Source organism: Duganella sp. OV510 (assembly GCF_900100205.1).
Lineage (GTDB): Bacteria > Pseudomonadota > Gammaproteobacteria > Burkholderiales > Burkholderiaceae_D > Rugamonas.
In genome coordinates this window covers 231,792-256,936 of the sequence record NZ_FNEQ01000002.1, presented here as the reverse complement: position 1 = coordinate 256,936, position 25,145 = coordinate 231,792, and the positions used below count along the sequence as shown (strand labels likewise).

Here is a 25,145-nt window from a genome sequence, read left to right as displayed (position 1 = left end):
AGTATGGATAGCAAAAAGCATATCAGCAGGTGCTGATGCTGCCCACTAATCGTTATGACTAATCATATTCAAGTTTTAGATATCGTGTCGCATCCGGGGTCAGTTCTGCCAAACGTACACGGGCTCAACTGCTACGCAGTTGAGCCCGTGTACGTTTGGCAGAACTGACCCCGGATTTTTATTGGCCGGGGTTGGTGATCTCGGCGTGGATCTGGTCGACTTGTTTGATGAGGTCGAGCGGCAGCTCTACAGCGTAGGCGTCGATGTTGTGCTTCAGCTGCTCCAGATTCGTTGCGCCGATGATGGTCGAGGCCACAAACCAGCGCGAGTAGCACCAGGCCAGCGCCAGTTGCGTTGGCGTCAGGCCGTTGTCGCGCGCCAGCTGGGCGTAGCGTGTCGCCGCCGCCACCGTGGCCGGACGCACGTAGCGCGGGCTCCAGTTGGACGGGAAGATGGTCAGGCGGCCATGCGCCTTCGCATCGTCGATGTACTTGCCGGTTAGCTGGCCGAAAGCCAGCGGGCTGTACGCCAGCAGGCTGACGTTCTCGCGGTAGCAGGTTTCGTCCAGCAGGCTGGTTTCGTAGTGGCGCGCGGTCAGGTTGTACAGGTTCTGGATGGTGGCGATGCGCGGCAGGCTGTTCATCTCGGATTGCTTGATGAATTCGTTGACGCCCCAGCATGATTCGTTCGACACGCCGATCGCGCCGATCTTGCCGGCCTTGATCAGGTCGTCCAGCGCGGCCAGCGTTTCCTCGATCGGCACACAGGCGCGCTCGTGCTTGGGATTGAACACATTGTTGCCGAACACCGGCACGTTGCGGCTGGGCCAGTGCAATTGGTATAAATCGATATGCTCGGTTTGCAGCCGCTGCAGGCTGCTGTCCACCGCCGCCTTCAGGTTGGCGGCGTCGAAGTTGCGCGCGCGGCCGCCGCGTATCCAGCCGATGCTGGCGTTGGGCCCGGCGGCCTTGGTGGCCAGCACCACCTGGTCGCGCAGGCCGGTCTTTTTCAGCCAGCTGCCGATGTGGCGCTCGGTCGCGCCCTGCGTTTCCGCGCGCGTCATCACCGGGTACATTTCCGCCGTGTCGATGAAGTTGATGCCGCGCTCGAACGCGTAGTCGAGCTGCGCGTGCGCTTCCGCTTCGCTGTTCTGCTCGCCCCAGGTCATGCTGCCAAGGCAGATCTTGCTGACGTTCAGGTGGCTGTTACCCAGTTGTACCTTGTCCATCGGGACTCCTGTTAGCGGCCGCGTACGGCGTCGGCGCAATCCTTGATCAGCGCCGGGCCGGCGTAGATCAGGCCGCTGTACAGCTGCACCAGCTGCGCACCGCATTCCATTTTCACGCGCGCATCGGCGCCCTGCATGATGCCGCCGACGCCGATGATCGGCAATGCGTCGCCCAGCTCGGCCTTCAGCAAACGGATCACGTTGTTGGAGAACTGGAACACTGGCGCGCCCGACAGGCCGCCCGCTTCCGCACCATGCAGCATGCCGGTGACGGCGTCGCGGTTGAGCGTGGTGTTGGTGGCGATGACGCCGTCGATCTTGTGGCGTATCAGTGCGTCGGCGATATTCTTGACCTGGTCGCCGTCCATGTCCGGTGCAATCTTCAGCGCCAGCGGCACGTAGCGCTGGTGCTGGTCGGCCAGGCGCAGCTGGGCGTCCTTCAGCGTGCTCAGCAGGCCGTCCAGTTCCGAGCCGCCTTGCAGCTGGCGCAGGTTCTTGGTGTTGGGCGACGAGATGTTGACGGTGACGTAGCTGGCGTAGGGATAGACTTTCTGCAGGCAGTGCAGGTAGTCGTCCGTGGCGTTCTCGATTGGCGTGGCGGCGTTCTTGCCGATGTTCAGGCCCAGCACGCCTTCCTTGTTCTGGTAGAAGCGCGAAGCCTGCACATTGGCGACAAAGGCGTCGACGCCGCCGTTGTTGAAGCCCATGCGGTTGATGATGGCGTGCGCCTCCGGCAGGCGGAACATGCGCGGCTTGGGATTGCCCGGCTGCGCGCGCGGCGTCACGGTGCCGACTTCGATCGAGCCGAAGCCGAGGTCGGCCAGCGCGTCGATGTAGGCGCCGTCCTTGTCCAGGCCGGCAGCCAGGCCGACCGGGTTCTTGAAGGTGATGCCCATCACGGTGCGCGGATCGGCCTGCGGCTGGCTGACCAGCTTGGTCAGGCCCAGTGCGGCGGCGCGTTTCAGGGTGGGCAGGGTGAAGTGGTGGGCGGCTTCGGCGTCCATCGAGAACAGCATCGGACGGGCCAGGGAATACAGGAATTTGGACATGGGCGGGCGTGTGGTGTGTAATTCGCCCGTATTTTATCAGGCGTCCAGCACGCTCCACACGCCTTTTACCCGCGCTTCCAGCGGCTTGAAGTTGGTTTTGTAGGACATTTTCGGGCTTTCCCTGATCCAGTAGCCCAGGTAGACATACGGCAGCTTGAGCTCACGGGCTTGTTCGATTTGCCACAGCACGTTGAAGGTGCCATACGACGCGCCCTCGACGTCCGGATCGAAGAAGGTGTACACCGACGACAGGCCGTCCGACAGCACGTCGATGATGCTGACCATGCGCAGCGTGCCGCCCGGCTCGCGGAATTCCACCAGCCGCGTGTTGACGCGGCTTTGCAGCAGGAACTGCGCGTACTGGTCGCGGCTGTCCTGATCCATGCCGCCGCCGGCGTGGCGCTTGCTCTGGTAGCGCAGGTAGAGATCGTAATGCTCGTCGGAGAAGGACAGCGTGGCGACGCCGGCACGCAGGTCGCCATGTTTCATCCACGCGCGGCGCTGGGTGCGGCTGGGCTTGAATTCGTCGGTCACCACGCGCACCGGGATGCACGCCTGGCAGCCGTCGCAATATGGACGATAAGTAAAGATGCCGCTGCGGCGGAAGCCGTTCTTGACCAGCTCCGAGTAGACGTCCGCGTTGATCAGGTGCGATGGCGTCGCCACCTGCGAGCGCGCCTGGCGGGCGTCGAGGTAGCTGCAAGGGTAGGGCGCCGTCGTGTAAAACTGCAGCGTCGCGAAAGGCAGGTCGTTCAGGTACGTCATGCACGTCCTATCGGCTTTGGTTGAGTCTCTATGTTAGCTTAACTGGCCGGGGCCAGCGGTGCAATCGCTTCCCATGCGGTGATCTGCGGCAACTCAATACTGTTGCGCAGATGCGCCAGGAATTCGGCGCGCGGGATCGGCGCTGCGCCCAGCGAGGCCAGGTGGCCGGTCTCCTGTTGGCAATCGATCATCTGCACGCCGTGCTGGCGCAGGAAGCGCACCAGGTAGGACAAGGCGATCTTCGAGCCGTCCGTGACCCGCGCGAACATCGATTCGCCGTAGAACATGCGGCCGATGCTGACGCCGTAGGCGCCGCCGACCAGTTCGCCATCCAGCCACACTTCGGCCGAGTGGGCGTAACCCATCTGGTGCAGGCCGGTGTAGCCGGCAATGATGTCTTCCGAAATCCAGGTGCCGGGGCCGTCGCGGCGTGGCGCGGCGCAGGCGCGCATCACTTGCTCGAAGGCGCTGTCGAAGCGCACTTGCCAGCGGCCGCCTTCATCCATGCTGCGTTGGACTTTGCGCAAGGTTTTCTTTAATGAATCCGTGATGCGGAAGTTTTCTGTCATCAGCACCATGCGCGGATCGGTGCTCCACCACAGGATGGGCTGGCCTTCGGAGAACCACGGGAAGATGCCGCGCCTGTAGGCCATCAGCAGGCGCTGCGGCGACAGGTCGGCGCCGGCCGCGAGCAGGCCGGGCGCGTCCGTCGTCAAGGCTTCGGAGACGTCGGGAAACGGCGTGTGGGTGTCGAGCCACGGAATCATAGGGGATGCGTCACGCGGCCGGTTCGATGTCGGCGCGCATGGCGCGTGTGATGTCCTGCGTGTGGAAGCCGTAGCTGCCGCCTTCCCGGATCTTGATGCGGTCGGCGAAGAACAGTTCCAGCGTGGTGCGGATGGTGGGGAAGGCCAGGTCGTCCCACGGAATGTCCTTTTCGCTGAACAGCTGGACTTCCAGGCTTTCCTCGCCGGGCTGGAAATCAAGGTCGAGCAGTTCGGCCAGGTAGAACATATGCACCTGGTGGACGTGGGCGACGTTGAGCAGCGTGAACAGATTGCCAAGCTTGATATGGGCGCCAGCTTCTTCCTCGGTTTCGCGGATCGCGGCTTCGGCGGTGGTCTCATTGTTTTCCATGAAGCCGGCCGGCAGCGTCCAGTAGCCGTAGCGCGGTTCGATGGCGCGCTTGCACAGCAATACCTGCAGTTCGCCGTCGCGCTGCCATACCGGGATCGAGCCCAGCACCATTTTCGGATTCTGGTAATGGATGGCGGCGCAGTTGGCGCACACATAGCGGGGACGGTTATCGCCAGCCGGAATGCTGAGGCTGACGGGGGAAGCGCATTCGGAACAGTATTTCATAAACAAGTGGTCAGGTCGGTTTTATGCTTACTTTACACCGATTGCCGCCTGCGCGGCATGCGTGCGGACGGGTTGGCACGGCATTTATTCGATCTATCGCGATTCTTTCTGGGATTGATATTGCCTAAGCGGGGGATTTGCCCTATAATAACGGCACAGACGCGGGGTGGAGCAGTCTGGCAGCTCGTCGGGCTCATAACCCGAAGGTCACAGGTTCAAATCCTGTCCCCGCAACCAAATTCTAAAGCCGTTGATACCGTTAAGGTTCAACGGCTTTTTCGTTTTTGCCGGGATAAAAACTGCGGTCAAGTAATTGGTCGGTGGTGTATGGGATCGTCGGTGGGAAGGCCGAGATCGGCAGATGTGTTGCTTCGGCCGCATCCCTGACGGCTTTGGGGTAGGCATCTTCCGCCGGATGCGGGTCGCCACCTCGCGCTTGTCTTTTCGCACTTGATACGCCAGCTCGGAAATGATGTTCTCCACATCCAGCTGATCGAATTTTCCTGCGCGCAGCAGGGCAATCTGGGTGTCGGTCCAGATCAGGGCGTCGGCTTCGTAGCGGCTGTTGAGATGATCGTCCATAGGGCACCATCGTAGAGCGGGAATCGGTAGTTCACTTTATGCTGGATCAAGCTTGTTCGCAAGCGGCCACGGCTTGACGGATATAGGCGAGGGTGGCCGGGCTGACCCATGTGCCTTTCAGCAGCTCCGGCTCGCTTTCGTGTGCGAGGCGGATGCGTGACTGGGTGTCAGGATGGCTACCGGCACGCGCACGGAACAGGCGCATCCATTCACGCGCCAGCGCTTGCATTTCCGGATGGTTCGCCGCGACACCGCTTTCCATCTGCGCGTGTACCTTGACCAGCAAGGCCAGCCATTCGTGAAAATATTTGCGGCTGTTGACGCGGATGTACTGCATCTCCTCAGCGTTTAAATACTTTGCGTACAAGGTCATCTTGCGTTCGTTGAACGACTCGCCGATGTATTGCTGAACATCCTGCGGAATCGGTGAATGGCGTTGGCTTAAGCGATCATCCTGCATCATTATCGTCATGCGCCGCGCGAACTCGGGGTTGGCGGCGGTATCGTGTTCCAGCGTTTCCATCCAGCGTAGGGCAAGCGCGCCGGCTTCCGCGCTGCTGAAAGGAACGCCATGCGCTATCAGTGTTTTCACCTCGTCGACCATGCCGCGCCAGACAGCGTTGCGACGTGCTTCCTGCTGCCAGAACGGCAGCCGCTTCAATTCTTCCGGCGTGAAATACTGTTCATATAATTTCATGTGCTCCAGCGCGCCGATCCAGCTTTCCAGTGCCGGCGCGTGGTCGCTGTTCATTTGTTGTTGCAGGCGCGTGAGTTGTTCGCGCAGCGTGCTGGCTTGTTTGATCTGCTGATCGAGGGCGGCGATCTGCTGCGAGACCACGTCGGCAAAGGGCGCGTCGGGGCTGGCGAGGAAGGTGGCGATGTCGGCCAGCGACATGCCGAATTTGCGCAGCGCCTGGATCTTGTGCAGGCGTTCGACGTCGTCGCGGTTGTACAAACGGTAGCCGGAATCGGCGCGCGCCGATGGCTTCAGCAGGCCGATGTCGTCATAGTGGTGCAGCGCGCGCACGGTGAGGCCGGAGCGCGCGGCCAGTGCGCCGATTTTAAGTACGGTTTTTTCCATGCCGCCTAGTTTAAACCGTGGCGCGGATCAGGCGGAAAATGCCGCTCAGTTTTGCGCCATAAAGCGCCTCCAGCTGCGGCGCGCCGAAGTGTTCGATGTGACGGTAGCCGTAGTGGCGCAGCATGTGCTCCAGCAGTTGCGGTTCAAAGCTGCTGTGCAGTTGCTCACCTTGTGCGGCCAGCGACGCGGCGATCACGTCTAGCCCCGCGCATTCCTGTTCGCTGAGATGCTGGCGATGTACGCAGTAGTCGAACACGATGCTGCTGCCCAGTGCGCAGTCGGCGATCTCGCCGAGCGTGCGCATGACTACATCCGGCTTCAGGTACATGCTGACGCCCAGCCACGAGAAGCACGCGGGCAGCGCGGCGTTGAAGCCGGCCTGCTGCAGGTCTTCCAGCAGCGATGGGGCGGTGAAGTCGGTGGCGACGTAGCGCGCGTGTGACGGTTCGCTGATGCCGGCGGCGCGCAGGCAGTCGCGCTTCCATTGCCGCATGGCCGGCAGGTCGACTTCGTAGACTTGCGCACTGTGGCTGCGATAGGCGCAGGTGTCCAGGCCGGCGCCGAGGATGACGTATTGCTGTACGCCTTCTTGCTGCGCGGTGTGCCAGCTATCTTCGGCAAGACGGGCGCGGACGGCCATGGTGGCGCGCATCGCGGCAGCCAGTGGATGTTGCTGGCGCTGGACGTCGGCGCGTAGTTCGGCTTCGCGTTCGGCGCCGAGGATACGCAATGCCAGCGGGTCGTCGAAGATGCGTGGTGTGTCGTACAGCTGGTGCGCGGCGCGCGCGGTGGCGGTGATCCAGGCGCTGGGCTTGGGCGGGGTGGGATGTGGCATATGCTCTCCTGGTTGATGTGATGGAGAGCGTAAAGCCTCACGTAGCGTGAGGCTCAAGCGGTTTTTAGTCGCGTGGGTGGAGGCTGGCCCACAGGTGGGCGGCGGCCATGGTGCGGTGAGGGCTGTAGCGGGCGAGGATTTCCTCGGTGCGCTTGATGTCCGGCTTGACCTCTTCGCCGAGCAGCGTTTGCAGCGCCGCACGGACGGCGACGTCGCCATGCAGCGAGCAGTCGGCATAGCCGTAGCCGCGCAGCAGGCCATAATTGACGGTCCATGGGCCGATGCCTTTGACGGCCAGCAGCGCGGCGGAGATTTGTTCGATGCTGTTGTCGTCGGCAAGGTCGAGCCGCAGCGTGCCGTCGGCAACCAGCGTGGCCAGGCGCAGCAGGGTTTCGGCTTTGGCGCGCGAGAATTTTCGGCTGGCGAGGTCGTCCACCGACAATGCGGCGGCGCTGCTGGCGTCCGGGTAGCACCACAAGCCGCTGCTGTGCTGGCGGCCAGCTTGCAGGATGAAGGTGCGGCGCAGCGCGATGGCGAATGAGAGGTTGATCTGTTGGCCGATGATCGCCCAGGTCAGCGCTTCAAACACCGTGGCTGACTGGACGATGCGCAGACCGGGCTGGCGGCGTGCCAGTGCGGCAAACAGTTTGTCTTTTTTGACGAAGGCATAAAATGGTGCGGGGTCGATGCGCAGGCCGAGGATGTTCAGCGCCGCGTCGCCTGCCTGTTCGCGGCCCGCTGCGCTGAGCATGCCGTCCGCGTGGATAGCGATGTTTGCGCAGGCCGCAGCGTGGTCTGCGTGGGCGGAGGTGCCGACACGCGCGGGCGCGTCGGTGACCGGCAACGCAATGTCCAGCACGACGGGCACGCCGTCCAGCAGCACGCCTTTGCGCAGGCGTTCGGCGCTGACTTCTTCGGCGATGCTTTCGGCGTCGCGGCGGTGGAAGGCCAGCACGTCATCCAGGCGATAGTCTGCTGGCAGTTCCAGCGCGTAGGGCTTCATGTGGCGCGCCTGCTGAAGCGGAAGCCGGTGACCAGCGCGGTGCCGGTGATGACGATGGCGGCGCCGGCGAAGGTGTACCAGCCGACTGTCTCGCCGAGGAACAGCACGCCCCACAGAATGCCGAACAGCGGGCTAAGGAAGGTCACCGTAAGCGCCGACGATGGGCCGACGTCCTGGATCAAGCGGAAGTAGATCAGGTAAGCGACGCCACTGCACAGCACCGCCAGCGCGATCACTGCGCCCATGATGCCGACAGTGTGCTCGCCCGGCGCCGGGAAGAACGGCACCACCGGCAGCACCATCAGCGCTGACGCCCACATCGAGCCGTGCGCGTTGGCGAATGGCTCGACCGCCTTGGCCTGCCTGGCGTAGTTGCTGGCAATGCCGTAATTGAAGGAGGCGAACAGCACCGCTGCAATCGCGATGCCGGCGCCCGGCTTGGAACTGACGTGGTCAAAGCCGACCAGCAGCGAGACGCCGCAAGTGCCCAGCAGCAGGCCAAGCATCACTTTGCCGCTGACCATGGTTCGCGACCAGACAGCCGCGATCAAGGTGCCCCACAGCGGCGTGGTGGCGTTCAGTACCGCCAGCACGGAAGCCGACAGCGTGCGCGCAGCGAAGGCGAACATCAAAAAGGGCAGGGCGGAGTTGAACAGGCCAAGGATGAAGTAGTGCTTCCAGTGCTGTTTCCAGTCCAGCGACTTTTTCAGGAACAGGCCAACCACGGCGAGGAAGATGGCGGCAAACAGCACGCGGTATTCGATCAGCACGGCGGCACCCAGCACAGGCGCGGCAATGCGCATGAACAGGAAGGAGCCGCCCCAGATGGCGGCTAGCAGGATGAGGCGTAACAGGTTGGCGGTGCTCATGCGGAATCCAGAATGTGAGGCGGCAGTGCGGAATGGCGCGTCCGTCCGCTATTGTCGCGTATCCGTGCGCGCGGTACTAGCCGATTCTTGCGCTGGAATTCGTTGGCACTGCCCGCCGGCGGCCTAGACGGCGCCGCTTTCCACCACGCAGGCCGCGTCGCCTGGTTTGGTCGGAGCGGAGGCGTGCGGCACGATCAGGTTGGTGGGCACGCCGTTTTTGATGGCGGTCATCTCGGCCAGGATGGAGATGGCGATTTCCGACGGTGTCTTGCTGCCGATGTACAGGCCGATCGGTCCGTGCAGGCGCGCCAGCTGTTCCGGCGTCAGGTCGAATTCCAGCAGCCGCTCGCGGCGCTTGTTGTTGTTCAGCCGCGAACCAATGGCACCGACGTAGAAGGCTTCCGATTTCAGCGCCTCCATCAGCGCCAGGTCATCCAGCTTGGGATCATGGGTCAATGCGACCACCGCGCTGCGACGGTCGAGGTTCATCGCCAGCACCACGTCGTCCGGCATCTCGTGCACCAGCTGCACGCCGTCGACATGCCAGCCGGCGCGGTATTCCTCGCGCGGATCGCAGACAATCACGCTGTAGTCCATCGCCAGCGCGATCTGCGACAGGAAACGCGACAACTGGCCTGCGCCGATAATCAGCAGCCGCCAGCGTGGCCCGTGCAGCGTCACCATCGCCTGCTCGCTGACCTGCATCTGCGCGCCCGGTGCCGCCTTGGACAGCTCCACCTCGCCGCTGCGCAGGTCGAGACGGCGCTGCACCAGCTCATGGCGCTCCAGCCGCTCCAGCAGTTCGCCGATACGGCTGCGTTGCGACAGCGGTTCAATCGACAGTTCGATGGTGCCGCCGCAAGGCAGGCCGAAACGGTGCGCCTCATCGGCGGTGATGCCGTAGCTGACGATTTCCGGGATGGCGCGGCTGATGCCCTGGTCGCGCACGCGCGCGATCAGGTCGTCCTCGATGCAGCCGCCCGACACCGAGCCGACCACCGTGCCGTCTTCGCAGATGGCCAGCGTGGCGCCGACCGGCCGCGGGCTGGAACCCCAGGTCTTGATGACAGTGATCAGTTCACAGCGGCGGCCCGCCGCGATCCACGCGGCGCTGGTTTTTAATACTTCGAGGTCGATAGAGTCCATGAATGGAATATACTACGGCTCATTAAACCTTGCAGGGATCGGACATGCCTCAGAAGGAAGATGACGGATCACCCAAATTCGGTCGTTTACTGATCGTGCTGATTTGTGCAGTGCTGCTGTGCGCCGGTCTCACATGGTTGATGGCGACGGTATTCCCGAACTTTCCCAACTAAGTTCCCCAACTAGTCCTTGCAGGCTGCAAGCAGTACGCTGTCGAAGGCGCTGTCGGGCACGATGTCTTCCGGGGTGAATTTCTCGAACTTGTAATTCTCCACCGGCTCGCCCTTGCCCATCGCTTCCGGGTAGTAGACTTGTGCCAGCAGGGTAGTGGTGTGCGCCTCGCACGCGTACACGTGCAGCATTTTCACCGAGCGATACAGCTTGCCATCAGGCGTCTTCTGCATGCGGGTAAAGGTTTGCATCGACCAGGCCTTGCGCGTCTTGTCGGTCTTGATGACGCTGGCCTTGTCCATGTAATAGGTGACGTTGCGGGTGCCGCCCACCTTCAGCCATACTGCGGCCTGCGCCCAGCCGGCCGTCAACATCAGTGCGATTGCAATCAGGCCGGACTTGTTCATGGCGCTCTCTCAGTCATCAAGGGACCAGCGGCTGCTTGGCGGCCTGCTTGCTTCGGATCGCGGACACGGTCTTGTCGATCACGCTCAGGCGATAACTCACGGCCGGGTGGTTGGCAGTATAGCCGTTCAACACCGAGGCCGGATATTGGGTGGCCAGGCGCTGCCAGAAGGCGCGTGCGCCCTGCACGTTGTAGCCGGCGCGGGCCACCATGTACAGCGACAGGTTGTCGGCCGCCGCATCCAGCTCCTGCGGCATCGGCTTGACGCCGGCGGTGCCGATCAGCATCGACAGATCGGGACGCACCGCCACCAGGTTGTCGATGATGCCGCCCACCGTGTAAGCCTGCTTGGTGGTGGCCGCGTGGCCCAGCACATTGTGGGCGATATCCTTGGCCAGCACGTAGGCGATGGCCTCGTCGCTCTGCGCGAAGTTGACCATGCCGCGCGTGATCATCACGCGCTGACCATCGGAATAGGCGTTGACGTTGTCGGCGTTGCCGATGTCGATCTTGAAGGCGCAGGCGCGCGTGACCGGCACGCGCAGCTGCTGATTGGCGCCGCCGCGCTGCACCGTCAGGTTGAGGAATTTGTTGTTGCTGACCAACGGGCCCAGAACGGCAGCCGCTTCGGTTTCCGCGTTGGCGCCGACCGGCAGCAGCTTGCCGTCGGCAGCGATCAGGATGTCGCCCTTGCGCAGGCCGGCGCGGGCTGCGCCGCTGCCCGCCAGCACGGTGGCGACTTCCAGGCGGTCGCTGTAATTCAGCACCGCCGCTGCGGCGTCACCGAATTCGCCAGGGTAGGAGTATTTGTTCTTGGCGGTGAAGCCGAGCAGGTTGCGCGCCTGCGTGCGGCACAGGTCCGCGTTATTGATCAGCAGCGGGCCGGCGACGCGATACAGGCGATCCTGCAGCGCCACCACCTGGCTCAGTTGCTGGCGCGCGGCGGCCATTTTGGCGGTGACCTGCGGTGCGGCTTCGGTTGCAGTGCTGACCACCGAAGGCGCCGGCTCCGGCGCGGCCGGCTGTGATTGGAAAGTGGAGCAGCCGGTCAGCGTGGCAGCTGCTGCCGCCATCGCCAGGGATAAAGTGCCAAATGTATTCGTCTTGTTCATCCCTGCGCTCCGTCTCCGTTCTTAGTGTTTGCCGGTGCTGCCGAAACCACCGGTGCCCCGTTCGCTGCCATTAAATTCTTCTACTACATTAAAGCCGACCTGCAGCACCGGCACGATGATCAGCTGCGCCAGGCGATCCATCGGCTGCAGCGTGAAGGCGCTGTGGCCGCGGTTCCAGGTCGAGATCATCAACTGGCCCTGATAGTCGGAGTCGATCAAGCCTACCAGATTACCCAGCACGATGCCGTTTTTGTGGCCCATGCCGCTGCGCGGCAGGATCATGGCGGCGTAGCCGGGATCGCCGACGTGGATCGCCAGGCCGGTTGGAATCAGCACGGTCTGGCCGGCCTCGATCACCATTGGCGCATCGATACAGGCGCGCAGGTCCAGGCCCGCCGAGCCAGGCGTTGCATACGCCGGCAGCTGGTCTTTCATGCGCGGGTCGAGAATTTTTACATCTACAGTTTTCATTTATTTGGCGAACAAGGAGTGTTGGGAGATCCGCTTGGAGATCTCGGAAATCAGTTGGCGCGCCAGTGTCAGCTTGTCGGCGCGCGGCAAAATGGTGTGGCCGTTCTCGTCGAACAGGATGATGGTGTTGTCATCCTGGCCGAAGGTATGGTGGCCGATATTCCCTACTAGCAGAGGGATGCCTTTTTTCTCGCGCTTGTCGGCGCCGAACTGCACCAGGTTTTCCGATTCGGCGGCAAAGCCGACGCAGTACGGATGGCCGGCCAGGTTGGTGCGTGCAGCCACCGACGCCAGGATGTCCGGGTTCTGCTCGAACTTCAGGTCCGGCGCGGTGCCGTTCGGGTTCTTTTTCAGTTTCTGGTCGCTGGCGTTGGCGATGCGCCAGTCAGCGACTGCCGCCACCGCGATGAAGATGTGCTGCTGTTCGACATCGGCCATCACCGCGTCATACATCTGCTGCGCGCTTTGCACGCTGATGCGCTGCACGCCGAACGGCACCGGCAGCGTCACCGGGCCGGACACCAGCACCACTTCGGCGCCGGCTTCGCGCGCGGCGCGCGCCACGGCATAGCCCATCTTGCCCGACGACAGATTGGTGATGCCGCGCACCGGGTCGATCGGTTCGAAGGTCGGGCCGGCGGTAATCATGATGCGCTTGCCGGCCAGGACTTTCGGCTGGAAGGCGGCAATCACTTCTTCCAGCAGCTGTTCCGGCTCCAGCATGCGGCCGAAACCGACTTCGCCGCAGGCCTGGTCGCCGGCCGCCGGGCCGAAGATGACGATGCCGTCCTCGCGCAGCTGTTCGACGTTGCGCTGGGTGGCAGGGTTCTGCCACATCTCGACGTTCATGGCCGGTGCGATCAGCAGCGGCACATGGCGTGGACGCGCCACGCACATGGTCGACAGCAGGTCGTCGCACGCGCCGTGCGCCAGCTTGCGGATAAAGTCCGTCGAGCAGGGGGCGATGATGATGGCGTCCGCATCGCGGGTAACGTCGATGTGGGCCATGTTGTTGTTGACGCGCGCGTCCCACTGGTCGGTGTACACCGGGCGGCCCGACAGGGCTTGCATGGTGACCGCCGTGATGAAGTGGGTGGCCGCTTCGGTCATCACCACTTGCACGGTGGCGCCAGCCTTGGTGAAGGCGCGGCACAGTTCCGCCGCCTTGTAGCAGGCCACGCCGCCGGAAAGGCCGAGGACGATTTTTTTACCAGTCAGTTCCATCATGGTGCAGCTCCGTTATTTGTTCACCCGGCGCAGTTCGTCCAGGATGAACAGGGCGGCGCCGACACAGATGGCCGAATCGGCCACGTTAAACGCCGGGAAGTGGCCAAGGCCTGGCCAATGGAAGTCGAGGAAATCGACCACGTGACCGTACAGCAGGCGGTCGATGACGTTGCCGACCGCGCCGCCAAGGATCAGCGCCAGCGCCCACGAGAACATGCGCTGGCCGCTGTGCTTTTTCAGCAGATAGATGATGAAGATCGCCGCGCCGATGCCGATGGCGGTGAAGAAGTAACGCTGCCAGCCGCCACTGTTGCTGAGGAAGCTGAAGGCCGCGCCCTTGTTATACGCCAGCACCAGGTTGAAGAAGGAGGTGATGACTTTCTCTTCGCCGTACTGGAAGGTCTTGTTGATGGTGATCTTGGTCAGCTGGTCGATCAGGATCACCAGCGCGGCGATACCCAGCCATGGCGTGATGCTGGACGAGGATTTGGTCGGGAAGATTTTTTTGGTGGCCATAGGTCAGGTATGTGCGTCAACATGGGGCGCTCCCTCACGGGAGCGCCGGCGGTATATTAAGCGAACTTGCGTTTTTCGCCCGCACCAAACAGGTTGCTGTAGCAGCGGCCGCACAGGGTAGGGTGGTCCGCGTGCGCACCGACGTCGGCGCGGTAGTGCCAGCAGCGCTCGCACTTCTCGGCGGTGGATGCGGCCACGTTGACCGCTTCTTCTGCTTCCGAGGCCACTTCCGTCACCGAGGCCAGCGAGGTGATGAAGATGAACTTCAAGTCATCCTCCAGGCTCGCCAGCACCTTGAACTTGTCGCCGGTGGCCTTGATGCTCAGTTCCGCTTGCAGCGAGGAGCCGATCGCACCCGAGGTGCGCAAGTCTTCCAGTTGCTTGGTGACGTCGGTACGCACGGTGCGCAGCGCGCTGTACCTGGTCAGCAGGGCTTCGCTGTCGGCCAGTTCCGGCAGTTGCCACCAGGTCTGCGTGAAGATGGTTTCGTCGCTGGCTTTCCAGCCCTCGGCGCCGGCGAAGATTTCCCATGCTTCTTCGGCGGTGAAGGACAGCGCCGGCGCCATCAGGCGCAGCAGGCTTTGCGTCAGGTGGTACAGCGCGGTCTGCGCCGAGCGGCGCGACACCGACGTCACGCCGGTGGTGTACAGGCGGTCCTTCAGGATGTCGAGGTAGAAGCCGCCCAGGTCTTCCGAGCAGTAGTTCTGCAGCTTGGACATCACCGGCTGGAATTCGTACTGCAGGTAGTGCGCTTCGATTTCCTTTTGCAGCTGCGCCATGTTGGCGATGGCGTAACGGTCGATCTCCAGCAGCTCGGCCACCGGCACCGCGTCTTTCGCGTAATCGAAGTCCGACAGGTTGGCCAGCAGGAAGCGCAGTGTGTTGCGGATGCGGCGATACGATTCGGTGACGCGCTTGAGGATCTCGTCGGAGATCGACAGCTCGCCGGTGTAGTCGGTCGATGCGACCCACAGGCGCAGCATGTCGGCGCCCAGCTTGTTCCAGACGTCTTGCGGCGCGACCGTGTTGCCGATCGATTTGGACATCTTCTTGCCTTCGCCATCGACCACGAAGCCGTGGGTCAGCAGCGCCTTGTACGGCGGGGCGCCGTTCAGCATCGAGGAGGTCAGCAGCGACGAGTGGAACCAGCCGCGGTGCTGGTCCGAGCCTTCCAGGTACAGGTCGGCCGGGAACGCGGATTGTTCCTTGTGCGAGCCGCGCAGCACCGTCTGGTGGGTGGTGCCGGAGTCGAACCAGACGTCCAGCGTGTCCTTGTTCTTCTCGTATTGCGCTGCTTCGTCGCCGAGCAGGTCTTGCAGGTCAAGCGCCTGCCAGGCGTCGATGCCGCCCTTTTCGATCAGCTGCGCCACTTGTTCCAGCAGCTCGGGCGTGCGTGGGTGCAGCGCGCCGGTCTCCTTGTGAACGATGAAGGCCATCGGCACGCCCCACTGGCGCTGGCGCGACAGGGTCCAGTCAGGACGGTTGGCGATCATGCCGTGCAGGCGCGCCTTGCCCCAGTCCGGGAAGAACTGCGTCGCTTCGATGCCTTGCAGCGCGGTTTCGCGCAGTGTGTGGCCGCCGTCTTTCGGCTTCACATCCATGCCGGCAAACCACTGCGAGGTGGCGCGGTAGATGATCGGCGATTTGTGGCGCCAGCAGTGCATATAGCTGTGGTCGAACATCTTCAGTTCGAACAAGGCGCCGGCTTCTTTCAGCGCGTTGCAGATTGGCTTCGACGCTTCCCAGATGGTCAGGCCGCCGAACAGCGGCAGCGTCGAGGCGTATTTACCGTCGCCCATCACCGGGGTCAGGATGTTGGCGTCCTTCATGCCGTGCGCGCGGCAGGAGATAAAGTCGTCCAGGCCGTAGGCAGGGGCCGAGTGGACCACGCCGGTGCCGCTGTCGGTGGTGACGTAATCGGCCATGTAGACCGGCGACAGGCGGTCGTAGAACGGATCGGCGGCGTGCAGCGGGTGACGGAAGCTGATGCCGTCGAAGGCGGCGCCGTGGGCGGTGGCGATGGTGGTGCCTTCCAGCTTGAAGCGCGCCAGCGAGGCTTCCACCAGGTCTTGCGCCAGGATCAGCAGCAGCGGCTGGCCATCACGCTCGGTTTGCACCAGCGAGTAGATGACTTCCGGGTGCACGTTCAGCGCCTGGTTGGACGGGATGGTCCATGGCGTCGTGGTCCAGATGACGATGAAGCCGTTTTCGGTCGGCAGCTCAGGCAGATTGAAAGCCTTGGCCAGCTTGTCGAATTCGGTGAACTTGAAGCCGACGTCGATGGCTGGATCGCGCTTGTCCTTGTACTCCACTTCCGCTTCGGCCAGCGCCGACTGGCAGTCGAAGCACCAGTTGACCGGCTTCAGGCCGCGATACACATAGCCTTTTTCCAGCAGCTTGCCGAGCGCGCGCAGTTCGTCGGCCTCGTTGGAGAAGTTCATGGTCAGGTAAGGGTTCTGCCATTCGCCCAGCACGCCCAGGCGGATGAAGTCCTTGCGCTGGCGGTCGACCTGCTCGTAAGCGTAGGCGCGCGCCTTGGTCAGCACTTCGCCGGTCGGCAGGTTCTTGCCGTACTGTTTTTCGATCTGGATCTCGATCGGCATGCCGTGGCAATCCCAGCCCGGCACGTAAGGTGCGTCGTAGCCGGCGAAGGTGCGCGCCTTGACCACCATATCCTTCAGGATCTTGTTGACGGCGTGGCCGATGTGGATGTCGCCGTTGGCGTACGGCGGACCGTCGTGCAGGATGAATTTAGGACGGCCGGCGGCGGCCTTGCGCACGCGCTCGTAGATTTTCTTGGTCTGCCATTGCTGGACCCAGTTCGGCTCGCGCTTGGCCATATCGCCGCGCATCGGGAACGGGGTGTCGGTCATGTTGACCGGGTATTTACTCTCTGGCTTCTTTGCTGGTTTGTTTTCGGACATGGTATGCGTTCAGTGATTTATTCGGGTGTCTGTGTAGCCGGCGCTCGTAGCTGATCGCGCGGTCAAATTCGGTCGGTGGCGCGCTTGGCGAAGAAGCTGCGGGCGATGTCGGCGTCGCGGTGGATGGCGGCCGTCAGCGTCGGCAGGTCGACGTATTTTTCCTCGTCGCGGATCTTTTGCAGGAATTCGACGCGCACCTGCTTGCCGTAGCAGTGCTGCGCGAAGTCGAACACGTGCACTTCCAGCAGCACGCGGCCGCTGTCGTCGACGGTCGGGCGCACGCCCAGGCTGGCGACTGCCGGCAAGGGCTGTTCGCCCAGGCCGTGCACCTGCACGATGAAGATGCCGGACAGCGCCGGGCGGTGCGGCACGCGCAGGTTCAGCGTCGGGAAGCCCAGTGTGCGGCCCAGCTTCTGGCCGTGGATCACATGGCCGGAGATGGCGTACGGGTGGCCCAGCAGCGCTTCGGCGTGCGGGAAATCGCCCTCGGCCAGCGCGGCGCGCACGGCGGAGGAGGAGATGCGGGTGCTGCCATTCATCACGGTCGGCAGCGTCTCGACGTGGAAGCCGTATTTCTGGCCGGCGTCCAGCAGCATCTGCACATTGCCGGCGCGGCGGGCGCCGTAGCAGAAGTCGTCGCCGACCATCAGCCATTTGACGTGCAGGCCTTCGACCAGCACTTTTTCCGTGAATTCCTGCGGCGTCAGCGCGGCGAAGGAATCGGAGAAGTGTTCGACGATGACGCGGTCGATGCCGTTGTCGGACAGCGATTGCAGCTTGTCGCGCAGGTTGGCGATGCGTGCTGGTGCGCGCGACAGGTCGCCGGCCTTGCGGGCGAAGAATTCGCGCGGATGCGGTTCGAAGGTCATCACGGCTGCTTCCAGTCCCAGGCCGGTGGCGGCGGCGCGCACGCGGGCCAGCAAGGCCTGGTGGCCGAGGTGGACGCCGTCGAAGTTGCCGATCGTGAGCGCGCAGGGCGCACGTGCCGCTGCATTGGGAAGACCTCGAAATACCTTCATGGGAATCTGGGAAAAACTTGTCGCAAATAAGAGATTATACGGGGAATCCCTCAAAGCGAAAAAAAAGCGCTGTCCGGCGGGGCCGGGACAGCGCTTTGCGCATTGACCTGCCCGAATTACATCGGGTGGTTAATGTTCAGCGTCCAGTAGCGGGCCAGATCGGCGGTGCCGTCGGTGCCTTTAACGGTTTTCAGGGTCGCCAGCGCAGCAGCTTTCTTGCCAGCGACGCTTTGAGCGATGCCGTAGTGCAGCTTGATCGCTTCAGGATTGCGGCCGGTGCCCAGCTTGACTGCCTGGTCCATCAGCGGCAGGCCCTTGTCAGCCTTGCCAGCCGATACCAGGCCGTAGCCCAGGTTGGCCAGCGCGTCGGCATCCTTGGCTTTGACAGCTTCGGCTTCCACGGTGGCGGCTTTGGCGTCGAACTCGGTCTGGGTCTTGGCGGCCAGGTCTTTCAGGCGCTGGTGACGGGCAGCGTCGGAACCGGTGCCCAGTGCGCCTTTCTTGTAGCCCTGGTCGATGATCTTGATCGCTTCAGCCGGGTTGTTAGCCTGCAGCGACAGCTGGGCCATTTCCATGTATTCGGCTGGCTTGGTCAGCAGGCCGTTGGCCAGGCGCAGGCGCAGCACGTCCAGCGACAGCGACGACGAGAAGCCTGGCTTGCCGGCAACGCGGTTCAGCAGGTCAGCCCAGTAGCTCGACTTTGGATACGAACCCGCCAGCTTTTCCAGCGTCTGCACGTAGCCGGCCTTGTCGTTCTGCTTCAGCTGGATATTGGCCAGCATCTGCAGCGACTGCTCGGAAGCGTTCTTCGACGATTGCAGTTCCTTGGCCGCTTCGGCGTATTTGCCGCTGATGTAGTAGGTCTGGATCAGCAGTTCACGCATCTGGCCGTCGTTTGGATTGTCTTTCAGCGCGCGCTGAATCCAGGTGATGGCTTTTGGATAGTCCTTGGCGCGGTAGTAGATGCCGGCCAGGGCCTGGGTGAATTTTGGTTGTTCGGCAGCCGACAGCTTGCCGGAGTTGATCACCGATTCGAAGGCCTTGGCGGCAGCGTCGTTATCGCCGGCAGCAGCAGCTGCCGAAGCGCGGGTGCGCTCGATCAAATAGGTTTCGTTGGCGGATTTGCCGCCGACGGAGTCGGTTTCTTTCAGTTTGGCAAGTGCTTCCTTGTTCTTGCCGGCCGCGGCCAGTTTCTGTGCTTCTTGCAATGGTTTGCCGATTTCTGCGCGCACCGTTTCTGCTGCGTAGGCGACCGACGAGAAACCTGCGATGGGGGCTGCTGCAGTAAAACCAATAGCGGCCATTACCAGGCCGAGATGAGCGAGACGAAACTTGGTCATGGGTGAGTTTTCTTTCTTCAAAAAAGCAAATAGGCAGGAATGGTCCTGCCTATTATTGTACATGGGACTAATTACTGGAACTGTTCGTTACCGACCAGACCAATTTTGGTCACGCCCAGACGCTGGGCCGAAGCCATCACGCCTGCGACGACTTTGTACGAGACCAGCTTGTTCGGACGCAGATGCACTTCCGGCTGATCCGCTTGCGCGGCGACATCGGTCAGTTTCGCTTCCAGGGTGCCGCGGTCAGGTACAACCACGTTATCCCACAGAATCGTACCGTCGAAGTCAACGTCAATCGTCACGACCACTGGTTCCTTGGTTGGCGGCGGCGGGGTACCGACCGGCATGTTCAGGTTGACCGAGTGATTGGCTTTAGGAATCGTAATGATCATCATGATAATCAGCACCAGCATCACGTCGATGAGGGGCGTCATATTCATTTCCATCATTGGTTCCGGATCCGCGCCTGCGGATGGGGAGCCGACATTCATACTCATGATGTTTCCTTTTAAGAAGGGCAGGCCCGGACTTCAGGCCTGCAATGCACTGTGGGAATTAACCCTTATCAGGCGGTTCGGTGATGAAGCCGACCTTCTGAATACCAGCACGCTGGGTAGTGTAAATAACCTTGCCGATCGATTCGTACTTGGTTTCTTGGTCACCACGTACGTGTACTTCCGGCTGAGGCAATTTAACAGCTTCCACCTTCAGATTGTCGAACAGTTCGTTCGCATCGCGCATCTTCCGCTGATTCCAGTAGATGTCGCCATCTTTGCTCACGACAATGTTCACGTCTTCCGGTTTGGTCTGAATAACCTGGTTGGTTTCTTCTGGCAGCTGGATCTTGATCAGCTTCAGAACAACCGGGCTCGTGATCAGGAAGATAATCAGCAGAACCAACATGATGTCCACCAGGGGCGTCGTGTTGATTTCTGACATGACTTGATCTTCGTCTCCGCTATCGGAGCCTACGGACATGGACATGGTTAATTAGCCTACTTTTTTGGAGCCGGTAGCGGTCGACATTGCGCCCGAGATCAGCACCGAGTGAACGTCAGCCGAGAAAGCACGTACGTCTTCCATTGCCGACTTGTTACGACGTACCAGCCAGTTGTAACCCAGAACGGCTGGAACTGCCACGAACAGACCGAAAGCGGTCATGATCAGCGCTTCACCCACCGGACCTGCCACTTTGTCGATCGATGCGTTACCCGACATGCCGATGGCGATCAGTGCATTGTAAATACCCCAAACGGTACCGAACAGACCGATGAACGGCGAGGTCGAACCAACGGTTGCCAGGAACGACAGGCCGTCTTGCAGACGCGATTGAACTTTGTCCACAGCGCGCTGGATCGACATGGTGACCCAGGTCGACAGGTCGATTTGTTCCAGCAGGGCGCCGTCGTGGTGCTGGGTAGCCTTGGTGCCGGTTTCAGCGATGAAGCGGAATGGCGAGCCTTCGGTCAGGGTAGCCGAACCAGCAGCGATCGACGAAGCTTTCCAGAACTTGGCCGAAGTTTCTTTCGACTGTTTGAAGATCTTGGTCTGGTCGATCAGTTTGGTGATGATGATGTACCACGAACCCATCGACATCAGCGACAGAATGATCAGGGTAGCGCGCGATACGAAACCTGCATCCCACACTGCTTTGAAGCCGTATGGGTTTTCCACTTCTTCTGCACCGTGAGCTGCTGGCGCTGCTGGAGCTGCAGCGTCGGCTGCAGGTGCTGCTGCCGCATCTGCTGCTGGCGCTGGCGCTGCTGCATCAGCTGCTGGGGCTGCAGCAGGTGCCGAGGCTTGCTCTTGCGCGAAGGCAGGAGCGCTCACCAGGGCGGTTGCTGCGGTCACCGAGAACAGCACAGCGGCCAGTACAGCGGACAAACGGGTATTCTTAAACATGCTTCCTCCAAATTGATAAAATAATCAGATCGCTGGCGTAATGACAACGAAAATTACTAATTGAGACGGTGATTTGTCTCGGTTTTACTCCAGCGTCCAGACGTATTGCATCTGCTGCCAGCCTTCTCTTGGTACGCCATCTTCCGTCGCCGGTTTGAACCGGCACTTCGTAATACCAGCAACCGCAGCTTTGTCGAGATCCCTGAAACCACTCGACTTAACTACTTTACCTTCGGCAACGCGGCCATCGGCTGCGATCAGGAAGGACAGCTGCACAGTGCCGGTTTCCTCATTACGCAGCGACGACTTCGGCCATTCCGGCTTGGCGCAAGTGCTGAAGTCGACGACTGCCGCAGTACGCACACCGGTCTTCGGAGGGCCTGGAGGTGCTGCCGGCGGAGCTGGCGGCGCCTTCTGGATCTCGGTGGTTGCCGGTTTAACGTTGGTCGCGTTAGCGATCACGTTTTGTGGTGGTGGCGGCTGCTGCACGTTCACCTCAACTGGCGGGATGAATGGCGGTGGTGGTGCCTTCATCTCTGGCGGTGGTGGCGGTGGTGGGAGCTCTTTCGGTGGAGGAGGTTTGACCTCCTCGATGATCTTGGTCTCCACTGGTGCGATCATCTTATGCACCAGACGTGTTCCCAAGCCCGTCACGATCCCATAAGCGACCAGCAAGTGCAACAAAACGACAATCGTTATGCCTGTAAAGTTCTTCCCGGTGCTTTTCTCGTTGTGCGTGAAATTCATGCCTGCTTTCTCCAATACCAACTCTCTTTGGTGCTACTTAAACCCCAAAATGGCGACACAAAACAACAGCCGCATCCGGGACGTCGGCGAATTATACATACGAATTCTTGATTTTACATAGAATTTTCATCCCTAAAACCGGTTAAATTTCATAGGGTTTTCCTATATGGTAGCGCTCCCTTTGCACCGTTCTGGCTCAACTTGCAAGTCTCTTCGGCGCATTTTTGGGCGCTCACGCACCACGACGTTACTTAGTTTTCCCTTAAGGCCAAAAACGGAATTTTATCAGCGTAGCTTTACTACGCGCAGTTGATAATTTGGCCGCTAAAGTTTCTTTCATGAAATTCTTGCGAGCACTCCTATACAAGCAGCCTCAGAAAAACATTGACTTCCCTGCCGTGCCATGCATCCCGTAAAAAAAACCGGGATCAGTGCGCCGTCACTGACCCCGGTTCGGACTCTTGCAAGAGCCGTGCCCGAAGCACACGGCGCAAAAAAAGCCTTATATATTAGTTGGTCAGGAATTCCGGCCGCGTTTCTCCCGTTTGACTTCCAGGGAACTGACAACTTCGCCGCTCGGCCCCACCGTTTCCAGGTGGACGTCGAAGCCCCATAAGCGTGCAACATGCTTCAGCACCTCACCGGCCTGCTGGTTCAGCGGGCGGCGCTGGAACTGGGTATGGCGCAAGGTCAGCGCGCGGTCGTCCTGGGTGTTGACCGACCATACCTGGATGTTGGGCTCACGGTTGCCCAGATTATATTGTTCTGCAAGCTGCTGGCGCACGTATCGATAACCGCTGTCATCGTGGATGGCGGAGACATTCAGCTTCTCGTTGTCGTCGTCGTCGAGCACGGCGAAGAAGTGGAACTCGCGTATCAGCTTGGGCGACAGATACTGGGCGATAAAGCTCTCGTCCTTGAAATTGCGCATGGCGAAGTCCAGCGTCTTGCGCCAGTCGCTGCCGGCGATGTCGGGGAACCATTCGCGGTCTTCGTCGGTCGGATGCTCGCAGATGCGGCGGATGTCGGTCATCATCGCAAAGCCCAGCGCATACGGATTGATGCCGCTGTAGTAGGGGCTGTTGACCGGCGGCTGGTAGACCACATTGGTATGGCTCTTCAGGAACTCCATCATGAAGCCGTCGCCGATCACACCCTCATCGTACAACTGGTTGAGGATGGTGTAATGCCAAAAGGTAGCCCAGCCCTCGTTCATCACCTGGGTCTGGCGCTGTGGGTAGAAATACTGAGAGATCTTGCGTACTATCCGCACCATCTCGCGCTGCCATGGTTCCAGCAGCGGCGCATACTTCTCGATGAAGTACAGCAGGTTTTCTTCCGGCTCGACCGGGAAGCGCTTGACTGCCTTGGCGGTTTCCTCTTCCTCGCGGCGCGGCAAGGTGCGCCACAGGTCGTTGAGCTGCGATTGCACATAGGCCTCACGTTCCTTCTGCCGGGCGCGTTCTTCCATCAGCGACAGCTTGGCCGGCCGCTTGTAGCGGTCGACGCCGTAGTTCTGGATCGCGTGGCAGGAATCCAGCAGCAGCTCGACCGCATCGATGCCGTGGCGCTGCTCGCATTCGGCGATGTAGTTCTTGGCGAAGACCATGTAGTCGACAATGGCGTCGGCGTCGGTCCAGGTGCGGAACAGGTAGTTACCCTTGAAGAAGGAGTTGTGTCCGTAGGCAGCGTGGGCGATGACCAGCGACTGCATGGTCAGGCTGTTCTCCTCCATCAGGTAGGCGATGCAGGGATTGGAGTTGATGACGATTTCGTAGGCCAGCCCCATCTGCCCGCGCTTGTAGCCCTTCTCGGTGCTGAGGAAGTGCTTGCCGAACGACCAGTGGTTGTACGACACCGGCATGCCGACCGAGGTGTAGGCATCCATCATCTGCTCGGCAGTGATGATTTCCAGCTGGTTCGGATAAGTATCCAGCCCGAAGCCTTCGGCCACACGGCGGATTTCCTGGTGTATCTGCTCGATCAGCTCGAACGTCCATTCGGATTGTTGCGGCAGCGCGTTCGGGTGTTTCGGCTTGGGCGTGGTCATGTCGTTCATTTCGGCTGCTTCTTGAACAGTTCACGGAATACCGGATAGATATCGGCCGGCGTCACTATCTTCTGCATGGCGAAGTGCGGATGGTGGTCCGGCACCTGCGAATATTGTTCCCACAGGTTTTGCGGCGGGCCGTCGGTGATCTCGACATAGGTGTAGTACTGCACCTTGGGCATGATGGTGTTGACCAGCAACTGGCGGCACAGCACCGAGTCGTTGTCCCAGTTGTCGCCGTCGGACGCTTGCGCCACGTAGGAGTTGTAGCTGCCGGCGCCGTAGCGCTCGTCGATGATCTTGTCCAGCAGGTGCAGCGCCGACGATACCACCGTGCCGCCCGATTCGCGCGAGTGGAAGAATTCCTCCTCGTCCACCTCGGCCGCAGCCGTGTGGTGGCGGATGAAGACCACATCGATCTTGTCGTACACGCGCTTGAGGAACAGGTAGAGCAGGATGAAGAAGCGCTTGGCGGTGTCCTTGCGCGTTTCGTCCATCGAGCCGGAAACGTCCATGATGCAGAACATCACCGCCTGCGTCATCGGCTTCGGCACCTTGATGCGGTTGGTGTAGCGCAGGTCGAAGGGATCGATGAAGGGGATGGCCAGCAGCCGCGTGTGCAGGTGGTGGATCAGTTTTTTCAGCTCGACCACGCGCGGGTCCTGTAGCGGCACGCCGTCCAGCAGCAGTGCTTCCAGTTCCTGCTCGGCTACGCTGACGCGCTTGCGCGAGCCGCCGCCAACGGCGATGCGCCGGCCCAGCGCGCCCCGCAGCGAGCGCAGCACGTGGATGTTCGATGGCGTGCCGGACATATTGTAGCCGGCGCGCTGGTTCTTGAAATCGGTGCTGGCGGTCAATTGCGTCTTGACCATGTGCGGCAGTTCCAGGTCTTCGAAGAAGTAGTTCATGAATTCTTCGCGCGACAGCTCGAAGATGAAGTCGTCTTCGGTCAGCTGGTCGCTATTGCCAGCCTTGCCGCGGCCGGCGCCGCCACCGCCTTTGGGGCGGTTGATCTGGTCGCCTTTCTGGTATTCCTGGTTGCCGGGATTGACCACTTCCCAGATGCCGCCGTGGGCGTGGCCAAACGAGGGCTCGCTCACATCCTTGACCGGGATGGAGACTTTTTCGCCGTTCTCAACGTCGGTGATGGAGCGGCCCTTGATGGCGCGGCCCACCGCGTCCTTGATCTGCGACTTGTAGCGCCGCAAGAAACGCTCGCGGTTGACTGCGGACTTGTTCTTGCCCTGCAAACGTCGGTCGATGAGGTAAGTCAAAAGATGCCTCCTGCTGCTATTGGTCGGCGGCGCGCCGCGCCTGCACAAGCGGCGCGCGGATGC

24 protein-coding genes, 1 tRNA gene and 1 pseudogene are annotated in these 25,145 nt (G+C 61.4%); 1 reads left to right on the top strand and 25 read right to left on the bottom strand.

Going from position 1 to position 25,145, the window contains the following annotated elements:
- Window positions 1–178 precede the first annotated feature (178 nt).
- The 5 genes from BLS51_RS08225 to BLS51_RS08205 are packed head-to-tail and all read right to left on the bottom strand — an operon-like array spanning window position 179 to window position 4,404.
- A complete protein-coding gene (locus BLS51_RS08225) occupies window positions 179–1,228 on the bottom strand; it encodes an aldo/keto reductase (RefSeq protein ID WP_090181732.1) in 1,050 nt (349 codons plus the stop codon).
- A gap of 11 nt (window positions 1,229–1,239) precedes the next feature.
- The gene (locus BLS51_RS08220) at window positions 1,240–2,277 is read right to left on the bottom strand and encodes a quinone-dependent dihydroorotate dehydrogenase (RefSeq protein ID WP_090181734.1); all 1,038 of its coding nucleotides are present in this window, start codon (window positions 2,275–2,277) and stop codon (window positions 1,240–1,242) included.
- A 36-nt stretch (window positions 2,278–2,313) separates the two neighbouring features.
- On the bottom strand, window positions 2,314–3,042 hold the full coding sequence (locus BLS51_RS08215; RefSeq protein WP_090181736.1) for an arginyltransferase: 729 nt from the start codon (window positions 3,040–3,042) through the stop codon (window positions 2,314–2,316).
- Between the two features lie 38 nt (window positions 3,043–3,080).
- Window positions 3,081–3,809 carry a leucyl/phenylalanyl-tRNA--protein transferase gene (gene aat, locus BLS51_RS08210; RefSeq protein WP_090181740.1) on the bottom strand — a complete coding sequence of 243 codons (729 nt, stop codon included), beginning with the start codon at window positions 3,807–3,809 and terminating at the stop codon, window positions 3,081–3,083.
- Window positions 3,810–3,819: 10 nt separating this feature from the next.
- Window positions 3,820–4,404 carry an NUDIX hydrolase gene (locus BLS51_RS08205; RefSeq protein ID WP_090181743.1) on the bottom strand — a complete coding sequence of 195 codons (585 nt, stop codon included), beginning with the start codon at window positions 4,402–4,404 and terminating at the stop codon, window positions 3,820–3,822.
- A gap of 160 nt (window positions 4,405–4,564) precedes the next feature.
- Here BLS51_RS08205 and BLS51_RS08200 point away from each other — a divergent pair.
- A tRNA-Met gene (locus tag BLS51_RS08200) sits at window positions 4,565–4,641 on the top strand.
- 22 nt (window positions 4,642–4,663) lie between these two features.
- Here the strand turns inward: BLS51_RS08200 and BLS51_RS08195 are convergent.
- The 20 genes and pseudogenes from BLS51_RS08195 to BLS51_RS08100 form a co-directional block, all read right to left on the bottom strand.
- Window positions 4,664–4,986, bottom strand: a pseudogene (locus tag BLS51_RS08195) (DUF29 domain-containing protein).
- Window positions 4,987–5,032: 46 nt separating this feature from the next.
- Window positions 5,033–6,067 carry a MerR family transcriptional regulator gene (locus BLS51_RS08190; RefSeq protein ID WP_090181747.1) on the bottom strand — a complete coding sequence of 345 codons (1,035 nt, stop codon included), beginning with the start codon at window positions 6,065–6,067 and terminating at the stop codon, window positions 5,033–5,035.
- 10 nt (window positions 6,068–6,077) lie between these two features.
- Window positions 6,078–6,902, bottom strand: coding sequence for a class I SAM-dependent methyltransferase (locus BLS51_RS08185; RefSeq protein WP_090181748.1), 825 nt, complete (start codon window positions 6,900–6,902; stop codon window positions 6,078–6,080).
- A gap of 64 nt (window positions 6,903–6,966) precedes the next feature.
- The gene (locus BLS51_RS08180; RefSeq protein WP_090181751.1) at window positions 6,967–7,905 is read right to left on the bottom strand and encodes a DNA-3-methyladenine glycosylase 2; all 939 of its coding nucleotides are present in this window, start codon (window positions 7,903–7,905) and stop codon (window positions 6,967–6,969) included.
- Entirely contained in the window at window positions 7,902–8,774 is an 873-nt protein-coding gene (locus tag BLS51_RS08175; RefSeq protein WP_090181753.1) for a DMT family transporter, read from the bottom strand. The genes BLS51_RS08180 and BLS51_RS08175 overlap by 4 nt, the downstream gene beginning before the upstream one ends.
- Window positions 8,775–8,897: 123 nt before the next feature.
- Entirely contained in the window at window positions 8,898–9,920 is a 1,023-nt protein-coding gene (locus BLS51_RS08170; protein ID WP_090181755.1) for an XdhC family protein, read from the bottom strand.
- Between the two features lie 182 nt (window positions 9,921–10,102).
- Complete coding sequence (locus BLS51_RS08165) at window positions 10,103–10,498, bottom strand: surface-adhesin E family protein (RefSeq protein WP_090181756.1); 396 nt, start codon at window positions 10,496–10,498, stop codon at window positions 10,103–10,105.
- A 16-nt stretch (window positions 10,499–10,514) separates the two neighbouring features.
- Window positions 10,515–11,609: a M48 family metallopeptidase gene (locus BLS51_RS08160; protein ID WP_090181758.1), complete on the bottom strand. Its 1,095-nt coding sequence runs from the start codon at window positions 11,607–11,609 to the stop codon at window positions 10,515–10,517.
- A 21-nt stretch (window positions 11,610–11,630) separates the two neighbouring features.
- Window positions 11,631–12,080, bottom strand: coding sequence for a dUTP diphosphatase (gene dut, locus BLS51_RS08155; RefSeq protein WP_090181759.1), 450 nt, complete (start codon window positions 12,078–12,080; stop codon window positions 11,631–11,633).
- Window positions 12,081–13,304: a bifunctional phosphopantothenoylcysteine decarboxylase/phosphopantothenate--cysteine ligase CoaBC gene (gene coaBC, locus BLS51_RS08150; protein ID WP_175472545.1), complete on the bottom strand. Its 1,224-nt coding sequence runs from the start codon at window positions 13,302–13,304 to the stop codon at window positions 12,081–12,083.
- Window positions 13,305–13,319: 15 nt separating this feature from the next.
- On the bottom strand, window positions 13,320–13,823 hold the full coding sequence (gene lspA, locus BLS51_RS08145; RefSeq protein WP_090181762.1) for a signal peptidase II: 504 nt from the start codon (window positions 13,821–13,823) through the stop codon (window positions 13,320–13,322).
- Between the two features lie 56 nt (window positions 13,824–13,879).
- A complete protein-coding gene (ileS, locus tag BLS51_RS08140) occupies window positions 13,880–16,747 on the bottom strand; it encodes an isoleucine--tRNA ligase (protein ID WP_090181764.1) in 2,868 nt (955 codons plus the stop codon).
- 62 nt (window positions 16,748–16,809) lie between these two features.
- Window positions 16,810–17,766: a bifunctional riboflavin kinase/FAD synthetase gene (locus BLS51_RS08135; protein ID WP_090181767.1), complete on the bottom strand. Its 957-nt coding sequence runs from the start codon at window positions 17,764–17,766 to the stop codon at window positions 16,810–16,812.
- Window positions 17,767–17,882: 116 nt separating this feature from the next.
- Window positions 17,883–19,106: a tetratricopeptide repeat protein gene (locus BLS51_RS08130; protein WP_229207510.1), complete on the bottom strand. Its 1,224-nt coding sequence runs from the start codon at window positions 19,104–19,106 to the stop codon at window positions 17,883–17,885.
- A gap of 71 nt (window positions 19,107–19,177) precedes the next feature.
- Window positions 19,178–19,606 carry an ExbD/TolR family protein gene (locus tag BLS51_RS08125; RefSeq protein ID WP_175472537.1) on the bottom strand — a complete coding sequence of 143 codons (429 nt, stop codon included), beginning with the start codon at window positions 19,604–19,606 and terminating at the stop codon, window positions 19,178–19,180.
- Between the two features lie 58 nt (window positions 19,607–19,664).
- Window positions 19,665–20,093 carry an ExbD/TolR family protein gene (locus tag BLS51_RS08120; RefSeq protein ID WP_090181773.1) on the bottom strand — a complete coding sequence of 143 codons (429 nt, stop codon included), beginning with the start codon at window positions 20,091–20,093 and terminating at the stop codon, window positions 19,665–19,667.
- A gap of 6 nt (window positions 20,094–20,099) precedes the next feature.
- Window positions 20,100–21,011 carry a MotA/TolQ/ExbB proton channel family protein gene (locus BLS51_RS08115; RefSeq protein WP_229207511.1) on the bottom strand — a complete coding sequence of 304 codons (912 nt, stop codon included), beginning with the start codon at window positions 21,009–21,011 and terminating at the stop codon, window positions 20,100–20,102.
- Between the two features lie 84 nt (window positions 21,012–21,095).
- Entirely contained in the window at window positions 21,096–21,758 is a 663-nt protein-coding gene (locus BLS51_RS08110) for an energy transducer TonB (protein WP_090181775.1), read from the bottom strand.
- Between the two features lie 517 nt (window positions 21,759–22,275).
- Entirely contained in the window at window positions 22,276–23,817 is a 1,542-nt protein-coding gene (locus BLS51_RS08105) for a SpoVR family protein (protein WP_090181778.1), read from the bottom strand.
- A complete protein-coding gene (locus BLS51_RS08100; RefSeq protein ID WP_090181780.1) occupies window positions 23,814–25,082 on the bottom strand; it encodes a YeaH/YhbH family protein in 1,269 nt (422 codons plus the stop codon). The genes BLS51_RS08105 and BLS51_RS08100 overlap by 4 nt, the downstream gene beginning before the upstream one ends.
- Window positions 25,083–25,145 lie beyond the last annotated feature (63 nt).